Raw genomic sequence first — 21,358 nt, 5'->3', positions numbered from 1 at the left:
GTCAGGCTGACTTGTGGACGTAGGGCTTGGTCGGGTCCCAGTCGGCGAACACGTAGTCGGCCATGCTCACCTTGGCGCCCTGGGCCGCCGCCGCCTTGACCGCGTCGCTTTGGGCCTGGTTCATCCGGTCCTGGAGTTCGCTCAGCGCCGCGCCGGTGTCCTTGAGCTGACCGGTGTAGAGGCCGGCGGCCACGTCGTTGATGTCCGGCTTCACCGCGTTGAGTGTCACCGTGGCGACCTCGGGGTTGCGGACGGTCGGTGTCGGCCCGACCATCGCCGTGTCGGCCATGGCGACGTACTCCGCGAAGGGTGCGAACTTCACCAGGCTCGGGTCGTTGTTTTCCGGGTAGACCGACAGCCCGAGGCCCTGTTCGACCCAGCGCTTGCCGGCGGCCTTGCCGTAGAGCCAGTCGAACCACGCCCACGCCCGGTCGGGTTCCTTGGCGCCGGCGGAGATGGCGACGAAGGATCCGCCGGGAGGCCCGTAGAAGAAGGCCTTGGGGCTTCCGGTGGGCGAGGGCAGGGTGACGAGGCTGTAGTCGGTGAACTTCGCCTCGGTCCAGGTGGGCTGGTTCCACACGCCGCCGACCGTCATACCGAACGCGCCCTGGGAGAAGAACGCGCGGGCCTGCTCGTCGGAGCTGGACATGGAGTTGGGGTAGACGAAGCCGCGCTTCTTCCAGTCCAGCAGGAGGTTCAGGAAGTCGGCGTAGTTGCGGTCACTTCCGTAGGTCCAGGCTCCGGTCCGGAAGTCCATCGAGTTGGTGCCACCGGGGGAGCCCGCACCGCGGGTGAACAGGTCGATCCACCACGCCAGCGCGAAGTTCTGCGCGTTGCCGAAGCCCAGGCCGTACACCTTGCCGCCGCTCTTGGTGGTGATGGTCTGCGCGGCCCGCGTCACGTCGTCCCAGGTCTTGGGGACCTGGATGCTGCCGTCGGCGTTGGTGAGTCCGGCGTTCTTGAACACACCCTTGTGGCAGCAGAGCTGCAGGGACGGCGCCGGTGCCGCGAACGGTGCGGTGTAGACCTTCCCGTCGAACATGTTGACGCCCTCGACGAACTGGTCTGCCGGGAACCGCGACCGCCAGCCGCTCGTCGCCCACTTGTCCAGGGGGAGCAACCACTTCTTGGCCACCTGTTCCTGGATGGTCGGCGTCTTGGGGATCATGAAGATGTCAGGCGTGGTCTTGCTGCGGCTCGCCAGCGCGAACAGGTCGGCGTACTTGTCGGTGACCTGGGTGGTCTTCTTGATGGGGGAGTCGGAGTGCGCCTGCGCGAACAGCTTGATCTCGTTGTCCACCCAGGCCGCCTGGCTGACGTACCAGTCCCAGTACGTCACCGCGGTGGAGGAGACCGTGCGCTCGCCGGAGTTGGAGCAGGCGGTCAGCCCACCGGCGAAGGCGGTGAGGGCGACGGCCCCTCCGGCGCGGAGCAGGTCACGTCGTTTCATGCTGGTGGTGGGACGCCTCATCGGCCCCACTCCTTTCAAGCTGGGGTACCGCAGGGCAGGGTCGAACCTGTTGGTGGTCTCGCGCGACGCGATGACTCCGCACGCGTCGAGACGTGCGTGTGTGACGTGGGGTCGTGCGTCGGTGATGCGGTGAGTGGTGCCTGGCGCCCACGTCGCGGGGCACCAGCGGTGCGGCTCGTCCTAGGCGACGGTGCTGGTGCTGTCCCGGACGATCAGGCTGGTCGGCAGGCTGAGCCGCGGCGGTTGCCGCGACGCCTCCGTCTCACCCGGGCCACCCTCGATCGTGGCGAACAGGAGTTCCGCGGCCTGCCGCCCCATCTCCTCGAAGGGTTGGCGGACCGTGGTCAGGGCGGGGCGGACGTGTTCGGAGGAGGCGAGGTCGTCGAAGCCGACGACGGAGATGTCGTCCGGCACCTTCAGGCCGGAGTCTTCGACGGTCTCCATGACGGCGTAGGCGGTGATGTCGCTGTGGGCGAAGACGGCGGTGGGTCGCCGCCGTTTCGGCAACGAGAGCAGGGCGCGTGTGCTGTCGGCGACGGTCTCGGCGCTGAACCCACCGGCCTGCACGAGCTCGGGGCGGTGGCTGATCCCGGCCTCGGCCAGTGCGTCGGTGTAGCCGCGGGTGCGTTCCTGACAGCACGGGTACTCCATCAGACCCTCCACGCAGGCGATCCGCCGGTGGCCGAGTTCGAGGAGGTGCCGCACCGCGGCGTGAGCCCCGCCGTAGTTGTCGGTGACGATCGCGGGCAGGTCCGCATGGGTGGCGAGCGTGTCCACGAGGACGACCGGAAGGCCGTCGCGATGCAGCTTCTCCAGCGGCTCGAGGGGCTGGTTGTGGGTGACGACGAGGAGTCCCGCCGACAGTTTCGAGGCCAGGATCCGCTCGATGACCCGGTCGTAGTTTCGGTCGTTCGTACTCGTGTAGAGGATGATCTCGTATTCGCTGCCCTCGACGACCGAGGCGACGCCGTAGTTGATGGCCGCGACGAGCCGCCAGGTGAGGCCGGGGACGATCATCCCGATCAGCCGGGTGTTGCCACGGGCGAGTGCGGTCGCGGCGTAGTTGGGGACGTAGTTGTGCTGACGCATCAGCTCCAGCACCCGCTCCCGCGTCGCCGGATCGACCCGTGGGCTGTTGTTGAGGACCAAGGAGACGGTCGACTTCGAAAGCCCCGACATTCGAGCGATGTCGCGGATCGTCAGCCTGGCCATGCGCAGGACACCTCGGCTTCGGAGAGGAAATCGGGTCCGTCGAACACGCCTTCACCACAAGGGGGAAAGGCGGTGTGAGTTGCCTGGGAGTTGCATGGAGCACGGTGCTGCGTGGAACCGTCCGGGCGGAGCGACGACATCAACTGCTGGACCGGTCCAACGCCTGTCCGGCACCGTAGCACTGGACCGGTCCAACGACAACACGTGATCGTAAAGTGGCGGTAACTTGGTCGCCGTCGTTGCGGCCGACCACGAAGTGGTGGCAGGCTCCCGGCGGGCGGTCGCGGTCCCCGCGATCCCAACGCCCGGTCTTCACCTCCGGACTTCTCCTTCCTGGACAGAGGACTTCATGCCTGCGCGCTACACCCTCGAGGACTTCGCCTTCGACCTTCGCCAGGGCATCGCCCCCGCACACCTGTGGGTCGGCAGCGGTCGAACGACGGTCGGCGTGGACGCCGCCACCGTCTGCGGCGTCCGCGGCTCGTTCGCACCGCCCTACGCCGCACCCGACTCCTCGCTGCGGGTGGAGTTCGAGGTCGACGGAGTACGGATCCCGGACGGGACCCGGGCGGGCATCGCCGGGGCCGGCCGTGGACTGCTCCACGCCGAAGGAACGTGGTGGCCGCACCAGGTGACCCGCCGTGGCACCTACCACCAGTACCGCGACGGGCGCCTGATGTCCCTCGGCGTCCACAGCACCCTCACCCCGCTGCACGAGCAGGCGGGCTACGCGCTGCGGATCGCCGTTCGCAACCGGGCGGACCATCCGGTGACCCTGACGGTGCGTCCGGTCCTCGATCCGGGCGGTCCGTGCCAGGTGCCACTCGGGGAGTGGGGCTGGTCTCCGCCCACCCCGGGCACGCCGGCGAGCGAGGTCGGCCGTGGGCGGTGGCGTGCCGGCGACGTCGCGGTGGAGCTGTCGACCGAGGACCTCAGCCAGGTCGTGCCCGCCGGCGCCGAAGTCGACGTCGTCCTGGCCGTACGCCTCGGTGCCGTCGGCGAGCTCCCGCCCGCCACGTCGATCCGGACGTGGGACGAGGCCGCCGTACGACGGTGGGGGGCACGCGCCGAGACCGCGCTGGCCAACCTCCCACGGCTGGAGACCGACGTGCCGGGCCTCGACGCGTACTGGCGGCGGTCCCTGGCCAGCGGCCTGGTCTGCCTGTGGGACCACCCCGGCTTCGTCACCAGCCCCTTCGTCGCCACCTCGGGCGTGGACGGCGGGGCGCTGTGCAGCTATGCCTGGGACACCGGCGGATACGCACCCCACACCCTGAGCCTGCTGCTGGGCGAGTCGACCCCGCAGGTGCTGGAAGCCCTGATGGCGGCCGACCTCAGCAAGAGCTACGCGATCGCCCCCGACGGCACCGGCCTGGGCGTCCCCTACGCCTACAGCGGTTCGTCCCTGGTCGCGCTGGCCAACGCGATGGCCGCCCAGCAGGGCATCTCCGCCGAGCTGGTCGGTCGGCTCTTCGAGACGGTGACCGCCATCGACGCCCACTTCCCGGCCGTGGGGGAGCTGTGCGACTACGGCACCCAGCACAACCTGCTGGAGATGCGGTCCTCCGGCTGGGAGCACGTCGTCGCGAGTCCCAACGCCGAACGCGCATGGTCCCTCGACACCCTCGCCGCGCTGGCCGAGGCGTCCGGGGCGGGGCTGCCCGTCACGTCGATGCGGGAGCGCGCCGACCGCATTCGCCGGGCGGTCGCGAACGACCTCTGGGACCCCGACGCGCGCTGGTTCGCCAGCCGCTACCCCGACGGCGACACCGAGATCGTGTACTCCATCCAGGCGTTCGACGCGCTGCGCAGCGGGGCGTGCACACCGGCCATGGCCGCGGCCCTCCTCGAACGGATCCGGCCGGGCGCCTTCCTGGGCACCTACGGCGTGAGCAGCGTCAGCGCCGAGGACGACGTGCACTACGAACTCGGCGACGTCGACTGGTCAGGCGGCGGCGCCTACACCGGCGAGGGGCCGCTGCTCGCCCTGACCCTGTGGGAACGCGGCGAGCCCGACCTCGCCTGGGACGTGTTGCGCCGACTGCTCTGGATGGGCGAGCACTTCCCGTACTTCCCGCAGGAGCACTACTGCGACCGGCCCGGCACACCACCGGTCGGCCGGCGGGGGAACATCGTCGCCGGCCTGGCCGGCGCGGAGGCGATCCTGACCGGCCTGGCCGGCCTACGGCCACAGCCCGACGGCAGCCTCGTGATCTCCCCCGGAACCCCGCCCGGCCACGTCACCCTGCGCGGGTTGCGCTTCCGCGGACACGACGTCGACGTCCACCTCTCGCCGACCGACCGCGAGGTCGCCGTCGACGGTCAGCAGATCCCGCTCGAAGAGGGCGGCCGGACCGTCGTGGTCGGAGGCCGCGATCAGAAACCGTAGGTGAGGATCGGCGGGGGGACGGCGCCGCCGCGCAGGTGGTCGAACACGAACCGCTCGTGGGGGACGACGGGACCGGGCAGGGCGTCGAGCGGACACCACCGCAGGTCGGCGGCCTTCTCGGGCTCGAGCAGCCGCGGCTCGCCGGTCCAGCTCCGGCACTCGAAGAAGAAGTCGACGCGCTCGTCGATGGACTGGTGGTTGCCGCCGGTGCGGTGGATCGCGGTCAGGGGAGTGAGGTCGTTCGGCTTGATCGTGACGCCCAACTCCTCGGCGGCCTCCCGGCACGCGGCGGCCACCGCCGACTCGTCGGCCTCGACATGCCCGGCCGCCGCCACCGCCCAGTGCCCGTCCATGTAGCCGGTGCCCTGACGCAGCTGGAGCAGGATCTGGTCCTCACCGCGGTCGTCACGACGAAAGACGATGTAGGCGGCTGGGACCACCCGGAAGCGCTCGCTCATCCGGACAGACTCTCACCACCCTCGGACAGCCCTGGCGCGCACCTCCCGCGCGGAGAGGACCCTGGTGACTCGGTGGCACCGGGCGTACCAATGGGGTTGCCTCACGCCGTCGACGGCGCGATCCGGGGGACCAGGTGGGCGACCGACTCGCGGACTTCCTGGTAGTGCGTCTGCATCGTGCGGGCGAGCGACTCCCACGTGTAGGCCCGAGCCTGGTGGGTCCCGGCCGCGCCGAGCCGGGCGCGGAGGTCGGCGCCTCGGAGCAGGCGCCGTAGTCGCCGGGCCAGGCCGGCCGGGTCACGGGGCGGCACGAGGAGCCCGGTCACCTCGTCGACAACGGTGTCGAGGTGACCGCCCACCGAGGAGACGATCGACGGTACGCCGCACACCGCGGCCTCGATGGGCACCATCCCGAACGGCTCGTACCACGGCACGCTCACGACCACGTCCGCCGACCGGTACAGCGCGGCCCGGGGACGCCGCCGAGGAAACACACCCGGTCCGCGACGCCGTGGGCCCGTGCGATCCCGGTCAACCGGCGCACCTCGGGATCCTCGGCCAGACCCGACGCCGGTGGGCCGCCCGCGATCAGCAACTCCGCGTCCGGTACGCCGACCAGCGCCCGGATCACCGTGTCGAGTCCCTTGCGCTCCACGAGGCGTCCGACGCTGAGGATCCGCGCCCGCTCGTTCCGCGGCGCGGATGGCCCTTCGGGTCCGAACGCGTCGCCGTCCACGCCGGAGGGCACCACCACCGCGCGGCCTGTCGGCATGCCCATCGCCCGTAGCTCCACGACCTCGTGCGAACTGCTCGCGACGACGAGATCGACCTCGCAGGCCAGCGCGGCCTCGATGGTCTGCCGGGACGGCGGGCTGGTGTCCTTCGGCCCCCGGTGGCGGCTCTTGACGGTGCCGAGCGCGTGGAAGGTCTGCACCACTGGAATGTCGAGATGCGCGGCGGCGGCCATGGCCGCGAGTCCGCTCAACCAGAAGTGGGCGTGCACCACGTCGGGCGGCTCGGTGGCCCACTGGGTCGCGAGGTGGGAGCCGAAGTCCGGCATGAAGGGTCATTAATAACTGGATTTGAGTTGTTATTAGCTGTCATTAGCTTATGGTAGTGACGTGAATTTGAAGGAGTGGGCGGCTTCCCAGGGTGTCAGCTACGCCACTGCTCTGCGGTGGTACAAGGCTGGGAAGTTGCCTGTTCCGGCGTATCAGGCCGGGCGGTTGATCGTCATCGGTGAGCCTGGAGTCGCCGCTGGTAGGGCTGTGGCCGTTTATGCCCGTGTCTGTTCAAGTGACCAGAGTGTCGACCTGGACCGGCAGGTTGCGTGGGTGTCGGCGTGGGCCACGACCAACGGCTACCAGGTCGGCAAGGTCGTGACCGAGATCGGGTCCGCGCTCGACGGGAAGCGACCGAAGTTCCTCGCACTGCTTCGTGACCCCTCAGTTTCGACAATCATCGTTGAGCGCCGTGACCGCATCGCCCGCTTCGGTGCCGAATACGTAGAGGCCGCTCTCGCGGCATCAGGGCGCCGTCTGGTCGTGGCGGACCCGTCTGAGGTTGATGAGGATCTGGTTCGGGACGTGACGCAGATCCTGACCTCATTGTGCGCGCGGGCCTACGGTCGCCGTGGCGCGGCCAACCGGGCGGCTTCTGCCGTCGCTGCCCTCTGCGAGGACCCGGCGTGACGCTGCTCGCGTACAGGTACGCACTTGACCCGACGCCGCGTCAGGCCCGATACATGGCTGGGCACTGCGCGGCCGCACGTCGTGCGTTCAACTGGGGTCTTGGCCGGGTGAAGGCGAATCTGGACCAGCGGGCAGCCGAACGCACCTACGGCATCCCTGACGAGCTAGGGACGCCCAGCCTCACATGGTCGCTCTACAGCTTCCGCAGGGACTGGAACCAGGCCAAGAACGACGTAGCGCCATGGTGGGCCGAGTACAGCAAAGAGGCGTATTCGTCCGGGCTCGATGCTCTGGCGGCTGCCTTGAAGAACTGGGGCGCTTCCCGCACCGGCAAGCGCAACGGTGCCCGCGTCGGGTTCCCGCGGTTCAAGTCCAAGCGACGCGCGGTGCACTCGTGCCGGTTCACCACCGGAACCATCCGCTGTGAACAGCGGCACGCCGCACTTCCGCGCATCGGGCGGGTGAAGCTGCACGAGCATCCGGCCAAGTTGCTCGACGCGCTGAGGGAAGGGTCGGCGCGCATCATGTCCGCCACGATCCGTTTCGAACGTGGCCGCTGGTTCGTGTCCTTCACCGTGGAACAGTCGCTTCCCGAACTCACACCCGCTCGGCCCGATGCGGCTATCGGCGTGGATCTTGGTATCAAGACCCTCGCGACCCTGTCCGAAGGCCCACCCGTTGAGAACCCGCGTCACTACATCCAGGCCCAGCAGAAGCTGGCTCGCCTGTCGCGACGCGTGTCCCGTCGTCGCGGCCCGGACCGGCGTATCGGTCAGGCCGCGTCGAAGCGGTGGCAGCGCGCCAACGCCCAGCGCAACCGGGTGCATCACCGTGTCGCTGACCAGCGGCGCGACGCCATGCACAAGCTGACCACCCGGCTCGCGTCCACCTACGCCACGGTCGTGGTCGAAGACCTCAACATCACCGGCATGCTGTCCAACCGCAAACTCGCCCGTCATATCGCTGACGCCGGGTTCGGTGAGTTCCGGCGCCAACTGGAGTACAAGGCCGAACGGTTCGGCGGCCTGATCGTGGCGGACAGGTGGTTCCCCTCAAGCAAGACCTGTTCGGGCTGCGGAGCAGTGAAAGCCAAGCTGCTCCTGTCCGAACGCGAGTATCTCTGTGACACCTGCGGTCTCATCATGGACCGCGACAAGAACGCGGCCAGGAACCTTGCCGCGCTGGCAGTCGCCGCGAGTAGTGCGGAGACACAAAACGGACGTGGAGCCGACCAGAAGATCCGGGTCACCGGGCAGGTGGCTGAGAAACGTCAACCAGGCACGGCATCCGCCGGTCAGACCCGGACTCCTTTGCCAGAAGGTGCAGGTGTGTAGCTAATGACTACTCACTTGCAACGGGAGAAAGTCGTCCTTGCCGGCCGGCCGCTGACCACCGACCGACCGGGTGGGGCGGCCCGGCGGGCACGTGGTCGACGACAACGCCGTCCGCGACGTCGACCCGCTCTGCCGGGTCCGGCGAGTCGCGCCGGGTATGGACCGTCACCCTGGTGGCCCAACCGGCCGAGCGCGCGCCAGGTCGGAGACGTGGACGTTCCGGCCGCTGGCGTCGGGTGCGCCGAGGGGCGCCAGCGGGCTGGCGTGGTCGGAGACGATGCTGATCCTCATCACGACACCTGCCCCGCGCGTCGGCGACCTCGCGTGCCGCGCCCACGACGAGTCACGTGGATGGTCGGGACTCCCATGCGCGTCCCCCGTCTTCGTCCGGAACCGCCGGATGTGCGTGCCCGCCGCGCTTGGAAGACCTCACGGTATCCCGATGCCTCGCACCCACGCACGAACTTCCGCCGCCGACCGATGCGTCAGGGAGAGGTTGACAGTGGGCTCGCGCCGTAGCTCGCGGCGGCCGGACCGCAAGTCCGGATTGCCGCTCTTTGTCGGACGGGACCCAGGTCGCGTCCGCGCCCTAAGCTAGGCGACCGGAACGATCGGGGCGACGAAACCGCGGGCCACGTCGTCGCCGCCGAGCAGCGCCGAGCGGTACTTGTCGTACTCCTCATAGGGCTCGCCGAGCGGGATCGCACTCGCCCGGGTGAGCCGGTCGACCTGCTCGGGTGTCAGCGTGACGTCCAGCCCGGCGAGGTACTCCTCTAGCTGCGCGAGGGTGCGCGGACCGATGATGGGCACGTACGCCGTACTGCTGTGCGCCCCGCGCGCCCGCAGCCAGTTCGTCGCCACCTGTGCCGGCGTCGCGTCCACCTCGTCCGCCATGGCGAGGACGGCCTCGACGGTCGCGACCCGCAGCGACGTCTCCTCGGTCCGGACCCGCCGACCGGCGGAGAGCCGACCCTCCCTGCTGCCGCGGTACTTGCCGGTGAGGACGCCACCCCCGAGCGGTGACCACAGTGCCGCGCCGAGACCGAGCGCGTCGGCCATGGGCAGGATCTCGCGGTCGGCGGTGCGTTCTACCAGGCTGTACTCGAACTGCACGCCGACCAGCGGCGACCAGCCGTTCAGGTCGGCCAGGGTGGCGGCGCGGGCCGCCCGCCAGGCCGGGAAGTTGGACAGCCCACCGTGCAGGATCTTGCCCGCTCGGACCAGGTCGTCCAGGCCACGCATGATCTCCTCGGTGGGAGTGACCTGGTCGGGAAAGTGCACCCAGAGCAGGTCGACGTGGTCCGTGCGCAGCCGCCGCAGGCTCGCCTCCACTGTACGCGTCATCGTCTTTCGACTGTTTCCGGTGCCGTAGATCCCCACCTGCGGGTTGGTGCCGATGGAGTACTTTGTGCCGAGCACGAACGAGTCGCGTTCACTTCCGAGCAGGCTGCCGAGGATCTCCTCCGCCTCGCCGAACTGGTAGGCGTTGGCCGTGTCGACGAAGGTGCCTCCGGCCTCGGCGAACCGCTCGAAGATCTTCCTGGCCTGGTCGGGTTTGGCGCCGTAGCCCCACCGGGTGCCGAAGACGGCGGTCCCGAGGGCGTACTCCGAGACGCGCAGGCCCGTCCTGCGGCCGAAGGTCAGATAGCGCATCAGCCACCCCCTGTTGCGGCGACCACGAGGCCTGTGCCTGTCCAGCCATCATGGCCGACCGAACCACTCCCGGACCAACTCAGGTTCGTACTCGCCGTCGCGGTGTGACACCGCGGTGGTCCCAGGGCGTCTTAGAGGGGTACGCAACGTCTGCGAAGAAAGAGGAGACATCCCGCATGCGCGGCAACAGCAGGTCTTTGCCCGGTGTGGCCGTGTTGGCGATCGCCACCGCGATCGCTCTCGGCGGCTCGGCGTTGGCGTCCCCGGCCGGTGCCGCCGAGGCCGCGCCGGCCGGATCGGGACGCCCGTTGGTCTGGAACGAGACATCGGTGGGCACGGTGTCGATCCAGGGTCTGGCCGAGCCCGATGGACACACGACCTGGGCCTCGGGAATGAAGGTGGTCGAGGGCGGCGCGCCCGGCTTCGTCACCTTCATACCGGCGCTGTACTCGCGCGACCTGCGAGGCGTCGGCGGGTGGAGGCGGGTCACGCTTCCGTCCACCACCGTTGACAGTCGCCTCAACGACGTCGACGCGGTCTCCGCGAACGTGGGGTTCATGGTCGGTGACCTTGACTCGAAGGCGGGCGTCCTGCTCACCGAGGTCCGTGAGCGCGGCACCTGGCGGGTCGTCACCGACGCGGTCGACGCCGGGGCCATCGCGGGCTCCCTGCTGGCCGTGGACGCGCTCACGGCGAAGAACGCGTGGGCGGTGGGTGACGTGCAGATCGACTCACCCGAGGAGGGCTCCTACGTCAAGCCGCTGGTGCGGAACTGGGACGGCGCTCGCTGGCGGCACGTCGACATCCCGGGTTCGAAGAACTGGTCGCTGAGCGGCGCCACCGCCGTGAGTGCGAAGAACGTCTGGGCCGTGGGTACCGACAACGCCCAGGGCCAGCCCCTCACGGTGCACTACGACGGTGTCTCGTGGAAGCGGGTGCCCGCGCCCAGCTACAAGGACAGCGGGATTCTCATCAACGTCACCTCGGGTTCGGGCCGGGACGTGTGGGCGGTCGGCTGGTACCGCGAGGAGGAGAAGGAGCGGCCGCGCGGCCTGGTCCTGCACTACGACGGTCGGAAGTGGAACGAGGTGCCGTTGCCTGCAGGAACGTTCATGGTCACCTCGGTCGCGGCGACCAGGAACGGTGTGGTGGTCGTCGGTGGCGGCGACGACGGCGTGGTCGGGCTTCGCCTGGTCGGAGGGAAGTGGCGGTCGCTGGGACTGCCGCAGAGCGACGACCCGCGGACCGGGCGAGGCGTGTGGACGGTCTCCGCGTCCGGCAACCGGCTCACCGTCAGTGGCTACACCTTCCTGGTAGGAGACGACTCGAACGAGTTCGTCTCGAGCAGCCTGCTGACAACCGACCGTTGACACGCACCCTAGGGCCAGGAGGTCTCCGTGCGCGGGACGACGACCACCTCCGGCAGTGCACTGCCCGGCGGAACCGACAGGGCGTACATCACCGTGTCGGCCACGACGTCAGGATGTTTCGTCGTCCAGGTGTCGGTCTCGGGGAACCGGTCCAGATGTGCGGGCGAGCCTGAGCCGCCCGCGACGATGCCGGTGACCCCGACACCGATGCAGTCACGCCGCGCCTCCTGGAACAGCGTGTGTGTGAAGGCACGCAACCCGGCCTTGCTCGCGGCGTAGGGGCCCGCCTCGGGCCAGGTCCGCAGCGAGGCGGTGGACAGGATGTTCACGATGTGACCCGAGCCGTGGTCGATCATCCGCCGGTACGTGGCCAGGCACAGGTTGATCGGTCCGACCAGGTTGGTGGTGATCACCTGACTCACCTCGTCCGGGGTCAGATGCTCGATCGGCTTCGACACGTCGATGGCCGCGCAGTTGATCAGAATGTCGAGCGACCCCGCCTCGTCGCAGATCCCCTCGACGGCCTCGGCGACCCGGTCCGCGTTGCGGACATCCAGGGGCAGTGGGGTCGCGATCGATCCTGTGGTCTCGAGTTCGTCGCACAGTTCGGTCAGCATGTCGACCCGAAGGTCGGCGATCCACACGGCCGTCCCGGTCGCGGTCAGCCGACGGGTGATGGCGGCGCCGAGGCCGCGAGCTCCGCCCGTGACGAGTGCCGATTTGTATGGCAGTTCCATGTCAGTCCCCCACTCCGTCCCGCCGTCGTTCGTTCTCCGTTCACCTGCATATACCCGCGGGCGGTGGGTCGGGAACGACGTCGGTGGGACGGGGGTCGCGCGTGGGTACGACACTTGCTCCTGCGTCGGTTCCGCAACCTGGTCAGGCAGATGGCGGCTCCGCCATCCGGTTCAGGGTGAACCGGTCGCTTCCGCTGACCAGGACACAGGCGTGTCCGGGGAACAGCGGCGGCCCGTCCTGGTCGAGGATGTTCACGAACGGCACCGTGTATCGCGCGGACAGGCCCATCCGGCGGCGGTCGGAGGTGTTGGTGTTCGAGTGGTGCAGAAGTCGTTCGTTGAAGATGAAGAACTGCCCGGGTGAGAGCTCCATGTCGAGCGCGGCGTCGGTGTCGACCTCGGCGGGGTCGGCTTCCTCCCTGAACGCCATCCCCTCGCGTGCGGGCAGATGCCGAATCACCCGACGGTGGGAGCCGGGGACGATCTGGACGCAGGAGTTCTCCGTGGTGACGTCGTCCACCGCCATCCAGATCGAGATGTTCAGCGGCGGCTCGATCGGCCAGAAGTTGGCGTCCTGGTGCCACGGAATCTCCTTGCCACCGGGTTCCTTGGTGAAGAAGTACGACGCCCACACCACGATGTCGTCGCCGATCAGCCGGCGCAGCCTGCCCAGGATCTCCGGGGAGGCGATGAGGTCGTGGACCAGGCGCTGGTCGAGGTGGCGCGACTGCAGTGGGTTCCGGGTGTTCCATCCCGTCGTCGGCAGGACCTCACGTTCGATCCGGTCGCGGATCGCGGCCATGTCCTCGACCCCCATGGCGGTGTACGGCCCGAGGTAGCCGAGGTGATGGAACTGTCGTACCTCCTCGCGGCTCAGGCTGGGAGCGGACCGTTCTGGCACCGGCTGAAGGGGCACTGATGTCTGCATGACCCGATGGTGACGCCCCGCGGCTATCGGTTCCATGGCCTGTTCCGTTGCAGCTTTTGGACCGGATCGGTGCCTGGCGACGACGAGCCGATCGGTGTGACAATCGCGGATGGCGACGTCTCGGGAGCAGTCCTGGCTCGACCTGATGGCGGCTCGCGGTGACCAGCTGGTCGGTGACCTGTTCGGATACGACCGGCTGCCCGGTGACTGGGCGTTGGACTTCCCACGCGGACTGCCCGAGCATCTGGTCTATCTCGTGGTGGCGGGTGCCGCCGCGGGTGTGGTGTCGGAGCAGGCTGTCGAACTCAGCGCCGGCTCGCTGTTCTGGGTGCCGCCTCGGATCCGGTTCCGTTTGCATGCAACCGGGGACGGCGGGCTGACCCTCTACCGGATCCGGTTGGCGACGCCACCGTTGATGGGACCCGACGGCCATGTGCTGCTCGCGGGGATGTGGGACCTACGGGCATCCTTCGACGCACTGGTCATCGAACTCTCCGGCGCACTTCCCTTCCGTGCCGAACGACTGCGCGCCCTGTTGGTCGTCCTGTTCTCCGGCATCTTCCGGGCGGCGGCGCGGCGTTCGCGGCAACCGCCGCTCGACGCCGACCAACGCGTCCTGCTCGAGCGGTACGTCGACGAGCGGCCGGCGGGCCGCCCGGACGCGGCCGAGCTGGCGGCGGCTGTCGGACTCAGCGAGGACTACTTCGTGCGGAGGTTCCGGCAGACGTTCGGGGTCGCGCCCCGGTCGTGGGTGGTGCGGCGAAGGATCCAGGTCGCGATGCTGATGTTGGACGAGTCGTCGCGACCGGTCGGCATGGTGGCTCGCGACCTCGGCTATCCGGATGTCTTTCTGTTCAGTCGGCAGTTCAAGACGGTGACGGGGATGTCGCCGCGGGCCTGGCGGGAACGCGGCTCCCGGTTGCGGTGAGGCGCGTCCGCAACAGGCCATCGGCGCGCATGGAATCCGTTGACTATGCGCAGGGCGCATCGTAGCTTCCGACCATGCGACCGACCGGGCCCACGGGCTCCGTCTCCTCAGGCATCCAGGCTCTGATGCGCGGCCTCGACACGTTGCGGCTTCTCGTCGAGTCCGGACGGCCGATGTCGCCCACCGAACTCGCCGAGGCGGTGGGTGTGCACCAGAGTTCGGTCTCCAGGATCCTGTCGACTCTGGCCACCGCGGGATACGTCCGCAAGGTCGCGGGCCGCCGGTTCGAACCCGACTTCGGCGTCCTCACACTCGCCTCGGCGGTCACCGCCTTTCCGTTGGTACGCAAGCCCCGTGCGGCGATGGCCGAGGCGGCCTCGATGTGTCCGGGCTGCCTGATCTCGTTGTCCATCCTGTGGCGTGGCCAGATCCTGTACTTCCTGCGCACCGTGCAGGGTGAGGAGACGGTCGACTTCTGGGGGACGGGCTTTCCTCTGCACCAGTCGGCCCCCGGCATGCGGATGCTGCTCGAACTACCGGAGCAGGACGCCCTGGAGATGCTCGCCATGTCGCGGGTCCGGCACGGGTGGCCACGAGGCTCCGACGCGACCCCGGCAACGGAGGTCGAGGCGCTCGAGCGGGCCCGGGCACTCTTCGACCACGACATCCTCATCATCGACGACTGGCACGAGCCGGACCGGTTCGGCGCGGCCACCCTCATCGATTACCCGGGCGACCATCCGGTCGCCCTGTCCCTGGCCGGGCCGCGGGAGGTAGCCACCGACGACAAGGTGCGGCTCTGGTTGCTCCAGATCCGCCGTGCGGTGGAGAAGTCCTTGCAGTAGTGGAGAAGTTCCTGCAGTTGGCGCCCCCTGACCATCGCGACATTGGAGTCACGATCATGAGCGCAGTACGAGCAGAGAGCACCACGTTCGACCGTCGCGCCGTCCTCAAGGGGTTCGCCGGCGCGGGCGCGCTCGGCCTCCTGGCCGCGTGCGGTGGAACGAACGCCAAGGATCAGCCCTCGTCCGGTGCCGGTGGCGATGGATCCGCCGGCAAGGCCGAGTCGGGCACGCTCAGCGTCTGGGGCGGCGTACCCCCGGAGAGCGGCCCGGACGACATGTTCGCGGCGTTCATGAAGAAGTACCCGAAGATCAAGGTCACCTACACCCGTTACGTGAACGACGACCCCGGCAACCTCAAGGTGGACACGTCCCTGCAGGGCGGCGTGCCGATCGACGTCATCGTGTCCTACGGGCCTTCGGCGCTCACCAAACGCGCGACCGCGGGTCTGCTGGTCGACCTCACCGACCGCATCGCGGCCGAGTCGGCGTTCTCGGCGTACACGCCGAAGGAGGGCTCGTCGAACTACGTCTTCGACGGGAAGGTCTACACCGTCCCGATGGTGGTCAACCCGGTCACGGTGATGATCAACCAGTCGATGCTCGACGCGAAGAAGATCACCATCCCGGACAACTGGACCCACGAGGAGTTCCGCGCCATCGCCAAGGAACTCTCCGCCGACGGGATCTATGGCACCTTCGACACCCCACCGGTGGCCCGTCAGGAACTCGGTCCCGACTACACCTACAAGAACGGCGGGACCGAGTCCAACTACGACAACCCGCTGTTCGCCCAGGGCACGCAACTGCGCGTTGACATGATCGGCGAGAAGTCGGCCATCCCGATGACGGAGATCCTGGCGCAGAAGCTGCAGGTCTACTCCCAGGCGCCGTTCCTCACCGGCAAGGTCGGCATGCTCATCAACCAGCCGTACCTGCTGCGCTACATCACCGACACCAAGGAGTACCCGCACGACTTCCGCACCACCATGAAGCCGCTGCCCGTGGCGGAGAAGGGCAAGGAGTACTGGAACTCCGGCGCCTACGGCGACCACGTGGCCATCACCACACGCTCGACCAACCAGGAGGCGGCCTGGACGCTGCTCAAGTGGTGGGCGACCGAAGGTGGGCAGTACATGGTCAAGGGTGGCCGCTACCCGATCCTGCGGGAGAACCTCGACGTCGACTCCATGGTCAAGGCGTCGGTCGGTGCCGAAGGGGACCGGCTCTTCGACGTCGACTCGGTCCGGAGCGCGTTGTTCGACGACAGCCTGAAGATGCCCATCGACACCATCCAGACCGCGGCACCGGAGATGACCACCATCATGACGTCACTGGACCAGCAGGTCTACATGGGCAAGCTGTCGGTGGCGAAGTGGGCGAGCGAGGCGAAGCGTCGCTGCGACGCGGCGATCGCCAAGGCGAGCTGATGGTCGCCGGGCCACTGACCGCTCCTCCCACGGCCGCGCGTTCACCGCGTTCGTCGGGGTCGACGGGGTCGACGGGACCTGGTGGCATCCGCCGCTGGGTCCCGTGGGCCTTCATCGCGCCGAACCTGATCGGCCTGTTCGTCTTCACCCTCGTGCCCGTGTTCGCCGGCCTCGCGATCTCCTTCACCAACTGGAACGTCGTCTCCGGGCTCGGCGGCATCCAGTACGCCGGCGTCACGAACTTCACGAACCTGTTCAGCGACGTGGAGTTCTGGCGGGCTCTCGCCCGGACGGTCTTCTACGCGGGCATGGGCGTGACCCTCTCGATCGGTCTCGGCCTGCTGCTCGCCCTCGCCCTGAACCAGCCCGTGCTAGGGCGAGGGCTGCTCCGGGCGGTCTTCTTCGTTCCCAGCATGGTGAACGCGGTCGCGATCGGGATGGTCTGGCTGCTCGTCCTCCACCCGACCTCCGGCCTGCTCAACCGCGGCCTGCAGGTGCTCGGCGTCGGCCACCCGCCGGGCTGGTTGGTCTCCGACACCTGGGCGCTGCCGGCGCTGGTCCTCATCCACGTCTGGGCGACCGTGGGATACACCGCGGTCATCTATCTCGCCGCCCTGCAGGACATGCCGCAGGACCTCTACGAGGCGGCGATGGTCGACGGGGCGGGAGTCTGGCGGAGGTTCGTGACGGTCACCTGGCCGGGTCTGATGCCGACCACGACGTTCCTCGCGATCACGTCGTTGATCGGGACGTCGCAGGGTTTCGGGCTGATCGCCTTCCTCACCCAGGGCGGGCCGGGCGACTCCTCCACCACCGTGCTGGCCTACTACATGTACCAGAACGGCTTCCAGTTCTACCGGTTCGGCTACGCCGCCGCGATGGGTGTCGTCACCTTCGTCGGCGTTCTCGTGCTGACCCTCCTCATGTGGCGATACCAGCGGGGACGGGGGCTGTACACATGAGCGAGATCCGTGTCGCCGGGCTGAACGCCACGTCCGCGGCCGATCCGGCCACGGCGGCCGGCGGAGCCGCACGACCAGTGGGCACCCGTCCCGTGGTGGGCGGGTCACGGCGGGGTCGGACGGCGCGCATCTGGGTCCTGAGCGCGCTGCTGTGGATCGTCGCGATCCTGTTCGCCCTGCCGTTCCTGTGGATGCTCTCCTCCTCACTCAAACGCAACATCGACGTCTTCGCGATCCCCGCCCGCTGGATCCCCGACCCGGTGCGCTGGGCCAACTACGCCGAGGTGTGGTTCGGGGAGAGCTCGCTGGTCCGCTACTTCGGCAACTCCCTCCTGGTCGCCGTGGTCAGCGTCGCGGGTGAGCTCCTCACGTCCTCCCTCGCCGGATACGCCTTCGCACGGTTGAGTTTCCGGGGTCGCGACAAGGTGTTCCTGCTCTACATCGCGACGTCGATCGTCCCCGTCCAGTTGCTGCTCGTGCCGCGGTTCATGTTCTTTCGTGGCCTCGGCCTCTACGACACGCTCTGGGCGCTGATCCTGCCCGGGGTCTTCACCGTCTTCGGCACCTTCCTCATGCGGCAGTACTTCTCCTCCCTGCCGAGCGAACTCGGCGAGGCGGCCCGGATCGACGGTGCGAACGAGTGGCGGATCTACTGGAGCGTCTACCTTCCGCTGGCCAGACCGATCCTCGCGGCGCTCGCGATCCTCGGCTTCGTCAGCTCCTGGAACTCCTACGAGACACCGCTGATCATGCTCTCCACCGACAGCCACTACACCCTCCCGCTCGGTCTGACGAAGTTCGTCGACGCCGACGGTGGCCTCTCGGCCGGACTGGCGATGGCGGGTGCCACGTCCTCGATCGTCCCGATGCTGGTCGTGTTCCTGATCTTCCAGCGCCAGTTCCTGCAGGCGCTCAGCCACACCGGCCTGAAGTAGGTGAGCGGGTCGCGGACGTGACGGCAGCCCTGGCCGCGGTTCCGCGCGGTCGACACAGCTGGTGAGGAAGGAGTGACGCCGCGGCCCGGACAGGGCGTCGAACGGGGTGGGCCGAACCCACGTGGCACCATGCGTCCGTGAGCGCATCCGAGCCCCAGACCGCGGCGGCGACCGAGGTCGGCCCCGTCCCGACGATCGAGCCCACGATCCACGTGTCCACGCTGGAGCTGTTCTTCGACCTGGTCTTCGTGTTTACGCTGACCCAGCTGACCGACGTCCTGGTGCACCACCTCGACGCGGCCGGGGTCACCCGCGTGCTGTTGATGCTCGGGGTCATCTGGTGGATGTACGGCGGATACGCCTGGCTCACCAACGCCGTCGCGCCCAGCAGCAACGTCCGCCGCACACTTCTCCTCACCGGCATGGCGGGCTTCCTGGTGATGGCACTGGCCATCCCGGAGGCCTTCGGCGCCTCGGGGTGGGCGTTCGGAGTCGGCTACATGGTGGTAAACCTCGTGCACACCGTGCTCTTCTTCCGGGCCGACAACCGCGGCTCTGCACTGGCCATGCGCAGCCTCGCGCCGTTCAACTTCGCCTCGGCGCTGCTGGTACTCGTCGGTGGGTTCGTACCCGGACCGCTGCGGTACGTGTTGTGGGCCGCCGCGCTCGCCCTGCAGATCGTCACGCCGTACCTGCACCGACTGGGGTGGCACTCGATCGTGGCCGGACACTTCGTCGAGCGGCACGGCCTGGTCGTGATGATCGCGATCGGCGAGTCGATCGTGGCGATCGGGGTGGGCTTCGCCGGCCTGCCGATCGACGCCGGTGCGGTGGCCGTGGCGGTGCTCGGCCTCGCCCTCGCCTTCTACCTGTGGTGGGCCTACTTCGCCGGTGACGACGAGCGGGCCGAGCACGCGTTGGACGCGATCCTCCAGCCACTGCGCAAGGCACAGGTCGCCATGCGCGGCTGGGGATATGCCCACTATCCGATGATCCTGGGCGTCATCGTGCTCGCCGCCGGAGTGAAGAAGGCGGTCGGGCACGCGTTCGAGCCGCTTGCCCTGCAACCAGCGGTCGCCTTGAGCGCCGGGATCGCGCTGTTCTTCCTTGGCCACGCGTGGTTCCTGCGCATCCTGGGGATCCGCGGCGGGGCCCACCGTGTCGGAGTCGCGGTCGCGGTCCTCGCCGCGATCCCCCTGGGCCAGGTCGTCGCGGCGGCGCAACTCGCCGCACTCGGGGTGATCATGGCGATCGGGATGATCGTCGAGAGTCGCTCGCGGCGCCGTACCGGGAGCACTGGCGTCCACACCTTTGGTCGCGAGGGGGTGCGGTAGCGGGCGCGGTCACCGCGCGGCCGCGGCCCGCCCGATGGTCAGGCTTCGCGGGTGTGCGGCTGTGAGCGCATCCCAGTCCAGACCTGAGCGGAGGTGGGCACTGCCTCCTCCTTGAGATGTCGGTGGTGGTGGTTAGCGTGTTGGGATGCGCTTTCGTCTTGTGCCGACGCCTGCTCAAGAGCGGGTGTTGCTGAGGCATTGCGCGCACGCTCGGTTCGTGTGGAACCTCGCGTGTGAGCAGCATCAGCATTGGCGGCCGGGGCGGTCGAGTGCGCCGGGCTATGGGGAGCAGTCCCGCCAGTTGACGGAGGCGAGAAAAGCGTTCGAGTGGCTGGCGGCCGGGTCGCAGACCGTGCAGCAGCAGGCGTTGCGGGACTTCGCCCGGGCGATGGCGGGCTTCTTCGCTGGGACTCATCGCCGGCCGACGTGGCGTAAAGCCGGACGGCATGAGGGGTTCCGGATCGTTGGGGAGCGCGGCAGATGCTGGGATGTGCGGCGGGTGTCGCGCAATACAGGCCAGGTGCGGATTCCGAAGGTCGGCTGGGTGCGGTTCCGCTGGTCTCGCCGGGTCCCTGATGGGGTCAAGTCTTTTCGCGTTGTCCGGGACCGGGCCGGCCGCTGGCATGTGGCGTTCGCTGTGATCCCCGAGCCGGTCCCCGCACCTGGGACGGGTGCGGTTGTCGGGGTGGACCGGGGTGTGGCCACCTCTGCTGCCCTGTCCTCGGGTGAACTGCTTTCCATACCTGGGCTGCGGACGACCGAGGCGAAGCGTCTGCTGCGGCTGCAACGAAGGCTGGCGCGCGCCAGCCGTGGATCGAACCGCCGAGCAGCCGTCAAGGCGGCGATCGCGCGGATCAAGGCGCGTGAAACCGACCGCCGTAAGGACTGGGTGGAAAAGACGTCCACCGATGTGGCCCGCCGCTTCGATGTGATCCGAGTGGAGGACCTGAAGATCCGAAACATGGTTGCGTCCGCGCACGGCACCATGCAGGAGCCCGGGAGCAACGTGCGGGCCAAGGCTGGACTCAACCGGTCAATCCTTGCGGCTGGGTGGGGGCGGCTGGTGACCCGGTTGGAGCAGAAGGCTCCTGGCCGGGTGGAGAAGATCAACCCCGCGTACACGTCTCAGACCTGCAACGCCTGCGGGCACCGCGACGCGAGGAACCGTCAGAGCCAAGCGGTCTTCGTCTGTCGCGCCTGCGGGCACGCGGCCCACGCCGACGTCAACGCGGCACGCAACATCGCGGCAGGGCGTGCCGTGACTGCGCGGGGAGGCTCGCCGTTGGGTGAGCCGCTGAACCGCGAACCTCAACCTGTCCTCCGCTCCACATAGGAGCGATCGGTTGGAATCCCCGGCATCACGCCAGGGAGGACGTCAAGCACTGACCAGGAAGTTCCGTTGCGCGGAGGAAGGAGGGAACCGATCTCGTCCAGGACCCCGTCGGGTTCGGCGAGAGGTTGGCGAAGTACGACCGGATTCGTCAGGGCACCCCGGTCACCCGTCCAGCCACCCGCCCAGGCGTCGGTGGAACGCCACGCACGGCCGGCGCACCGGGGGACCTCCACCGCCAACGAGGCGTTGACGAGCACCGCCTGCCGCACGAGGGTGTCCGCCGCCGGCAGGTCCGGCGCCCAGCCCGTGGTGAGGTGCTCGTCCCCCGAGGGGACGATCGACTCCGACACG

The 21,358-nt window shown here is 68.7% G+C and carries 21 protein-coding genes; 11 read left to right on the top strand and 10 right to left on the bottom strand.

What is annotated here, in order from left to right; genetic code table 11:
* Position 1: 1 nt before the first annotated feature.
* Complete coding sequence (locus tag HEB94_RS48135; RefSeq protein WP_238361816.1) at positions 2-1,471, bottom strand: ABC transporter substrate-binding protein; 1,470 nt, start codon at positions 1,469-1,471, stop codon at positions 2-4.
* Positions 1,472-1,651: 180 nt separating this feature from the next.
* Positions 1,652-2,683, bottom strand: coding sequence for a LacI family DNA-binding transcriptional regulator (locus HEB94_RS48130; RefSeq protein WP_192756029.1), 1,032 nt, complete (start codon positions 2,681-2,683; stop codon positions 1,652-1,654).
* Between the two features lie 349 nt (positions 2,684-3,032).
* On the opposite strand from HEB94_RS48130, the gene HEB94_RS48125 reads away from it, so the two are divergent.
* The gene (locus tag HEB94_RS48125) at positions 3,033-5,072 is read left to right on the top strand and encodes an MGH1-like glycoside hydrolase domain-containing protein (RefSeq protein WP_192756028.1); all 2,040 of its coding nucleotides are present in this window, start codon (positions 3,033-3,035) and stop codon (positions 5,070-5,072) included.
* Here HEB94_RS48125 and HEB94_RS48120 read toward each other — a convergent pair.
* The 3 genes from HEB94_RS48120 to HEB94_RS53180 form a co-directional block, all read right to left on the bottom strand.
* Complete coding sequence (locus HEB94_RS48120) at positions 5,060-5,530, bottom strand: NUDIX domain-containing protein (RefSeq protein ID WP_192756027.1); 471 nt, start codon at positions 5,528-5,530, stop codon at positions 5,060-5,062. The two genes, HEB94_RS48125 and HEB94_RS48120, sit on opposite strands and share 13 nt — an antisense overlap.
* Before the next feature lie 101 nt (positions 5,531-5,631).
* The gene (locus HEB94_RS53185; RefSeq protein WP_192756026.1) at positions 5,632-5,970 is read right to left on the bottom strand and encodes a glycosyltransferase; all 339 of its coding nucleotides are present in this window, start codon (positions 5,968-5,970) and stop codon (positions 5,632-5,634) included.
* Positions 5,967-6,590 (bottom strand): glycosyltransferase, encoded by a 624-nt coding sequence (locus HEB94_RS53180; protein WP_192756025.1) that lies wholly within the window; start codon positions 6,588-6,590, stop codon positions 5,967-5,969. Before HEB94_RS53180 ends, HEB94_RS53185 begins: the two co-directional genes overlap by 4 nt.
* 61 nt (positions 6,591-6,651) lie before the next feature.
* Between HEB94_RS53180 and HEB94_RS48105 the strand changes: the two genes are divergently transcribed.
* Together HEB94_RS48105 and tnpB are read left to right on the top strand one after the other, a co-directional pair.
* Entirely contained in the window at positions 6,652-7,221 is a 570-nt protein-coding gene (locus HEB94_RS48105) for an IS607 family transposase (RefSeq protein WP_192756024.1), read from the top strand.
* A complete protein-coding gene (gene tnpB, locus HEB94_RS48100) occupies positions 7,218-8,555 on the top strand; it encodes an IS607 family element RNA-guided endonuclease TnpB (RefSeq protein ID WP_192756023.1) in 1,338 nt (445 codons plus the stop codon). The genes HEB94_RS48105 and tnpB overlap by 4 nt, the downstream gene beginning before the upstream one ends.
* Before the next feature lie 165 nt (positions 8,556-8,720).
* Here the strand turns inward: tnpB and HEB94_RS53175 are convergent, their stop codons facing one another.
* Together HEB94_RS53175 and HEB94_RS48095 are read right to left on the bottom strand one after the other, a co-directional pair.
* Positions 8,721-8,846 (bottom strand): hypothetical protein, encoded by a 126-nt coding sequence (locus HEB94_RS53175; RefSeq protein WP_273377502.1) that lies wholly within the window; start codon positions 8,844-8,846, stop codon positions 8,721-8,723.
* Between the two features lie 303 nt (positions 8,847-9,149).
* Entirely contained in the window at positions 9,150-10,208 is a 1,059-nt protein-coding gene (locus HEB94_RS48095) for an aldo/keto reductase (RefSeq protein ID WP_192756022.1), read from the bottom strand.
* A 176-nt stretch (positions 10,209-10,384) separates the two neighbouring features.
* On the opposite strand from HEB94_RS48095, the gene HEB94_RS48090 reads away from it, so the two are divergent.
* Positions 10,385-11,578 carry a hypothetical protein gene (locus HEB94_RS48090; RefSeq protein ID WP_192756021.1) on the top strand — a complete coding sequence of 398 codons (1,194 nt, stop codon included), beginning with the start codon at positions 10,385-10,387 and terminating at the stop codon, positions 11,576-11,578.
* Positions 11,579-11,586: 8 nt separating this feature from the next.
* Here the strand turns inward: HEB94_RS48090 and HEB94_RS48085 are convergent, their stop codons facing one another.
* Together HEB94_RS48085 and HEB94_RS48080 are read right to left on the bottom strand one after the other, a co-directional pair.
* Complete coding sequence (locus HEB94_RS48085) at positions 11,587-12,315, bottom strand: SDR family oxidoreductase (RefSeq protein WP_192756020.1); 729 nt, start codon at positions 12,313-12,315, stop codon at positions 11,587-11,589.
* A gap of 142 nt (positions 12,316-12,457) precedes the next feature.
* Positions 12,458-13,243, bottom strand: coding sequence for a phytanoyl-CoA dioxygenase family protein (locus HEB94_RS48080; RefSeq protein WP_192756019.1), 786 nt, complete (start codon positions 13,241-13,243; stop codon positions 12,458-12,460).
* 109 nt (positions 13,244-13,352) lie between these two features.
* On the opposite strand from HEB94_RS48080, the gene HEB94_RS48075 reads away from it, so the two are divergent.
* The 7 genes from HEB94_RS48075 to HEB94_RS48045 all read left to right on the top strand — a co-directional run bounded on the left by HEB94_RS48075 (position 13,353) and on the right by HEB94_RS48045 (position 21,007).
* Positions 13,353-14,171 (top strand): helix-turn-helix domain-containing protein, encoded by an 819-nt coding sequence (locus tag HEB94_RS48075; RefSeq protein ID WP_192756018.1) that lies wholly within the window; start codon positions 13,353-13,355, stop codon positions 14,169-14,171.
* A 74-nt stretch (positions 14,172-14,245) separates the two neighbouring features.
* Complete coding sequence (locus HEB94_RS48070; RefSeq protein ID WP_192756017.1) at positions 14,246-15,016, top strand: IclR family transcriptional regulator; 771 nt, start codon at positions 14,246-14,248, stop codon at positions 15,014-15,016.
* A gap of 56 nt (positions 15,017-15,072) precedes the next feature.
* On the top strand, positions 15,073-16,443 hold the full coding sequence (locus HEB94_RS48065) for an ABC transporter substrate-binding protein (RefSeq protein ID WP_192756016.1): 1,371 nt from the start codon (positions 15,073-15,075) through the stop codon (positions 16,441-16,443).
* Entirely contained in the window at positions 16,443-17,405 is a 963-nt protein-coding gene (locus tag HEB94_RS48060) for a carbohydrate ABC transporter permease (protein WP_192756015.1), read from the top strand. The genes HEB94_RS48065 and HEB94_RS48060 overlap by 1 nt, the downstream gene beginning before the upstream one ends.
* Positions 17,402-18,340, top strand: coding sequence for a carbohydrate ABC transporter permease (locus tag HEB94_RS48055; RefSeq protein ID WP_192756014.1), 939 nt, complete (start codon positions 17,402-17,404; stop codon positions 18,338-18,340). Before HEB94_RS48060 ends, HEB94_RS48055 begins: the two co-directional genes overlap by 4 nt.
* A gap of 137 nt (positions 18,341-18,477) precedes the next feature.
* The gene (locus tag HEB94_RS48050) at positions 18,478-19,674 is read left to right on the top strand and encodes a low temperature requirement protein A (protein ID WP_202896947.1); all 1,197 of its coding nucleotides are present in this window, start codon (positions 18,478-18,480) and stop codon (positions 19,672-19,674) included.
* Positions 19,675-19,819: 145 nt separating this feature from the next.
* Positions 19,820-21,007, top strand: a complete 1,188-nt coding sequence (locus HEB94_RS48045) for an RNA-guided endonuclease InsQ/TnpB family protein (protein ID WP_192756013.1) — start codon at positions 19,820-19,822, stop codon at positions 21,005-21,007.
* On the opposite strand, the gene HEB94_RS48040 is transcribed toward HEB94_RS48045, so the two are convergent.
* Positions 20,983-21,357 carry a hypothetical protein gene (locus tag HEB94_RS48040; RefSeq protein ID WP_192756012.1) on the bottom strand — a complete coding sequence of 125 codons (375 nt, stop codon included), beginning with the start codon at positions 21,355-21,357 and terminating at the stop codon, positions 20,983-20,985. The two genes, HEB94_RS48045 and HEB94_RS48040, sit on opposite strands and share 25 nt — an antisense overlap.
* Position 21,358: the final 1 nt, after the last annotated feature.

Source organism: Actinopolymorpha pittospori (assembly GCF_014873875.1).
Taxonomy (GTDB): Bacteria; Actinomycetota; Actinomycetes; order Propionibacteriales; family Actinopolymorphaceae; genus Actinopolymorpha; species Actinopolymorpha pittospori.
The sequence above is the reverse complement of the archived record's forward strand: the minus strand, read 5'-3'. Positions and strand labels throughout refer to the sequence as shown.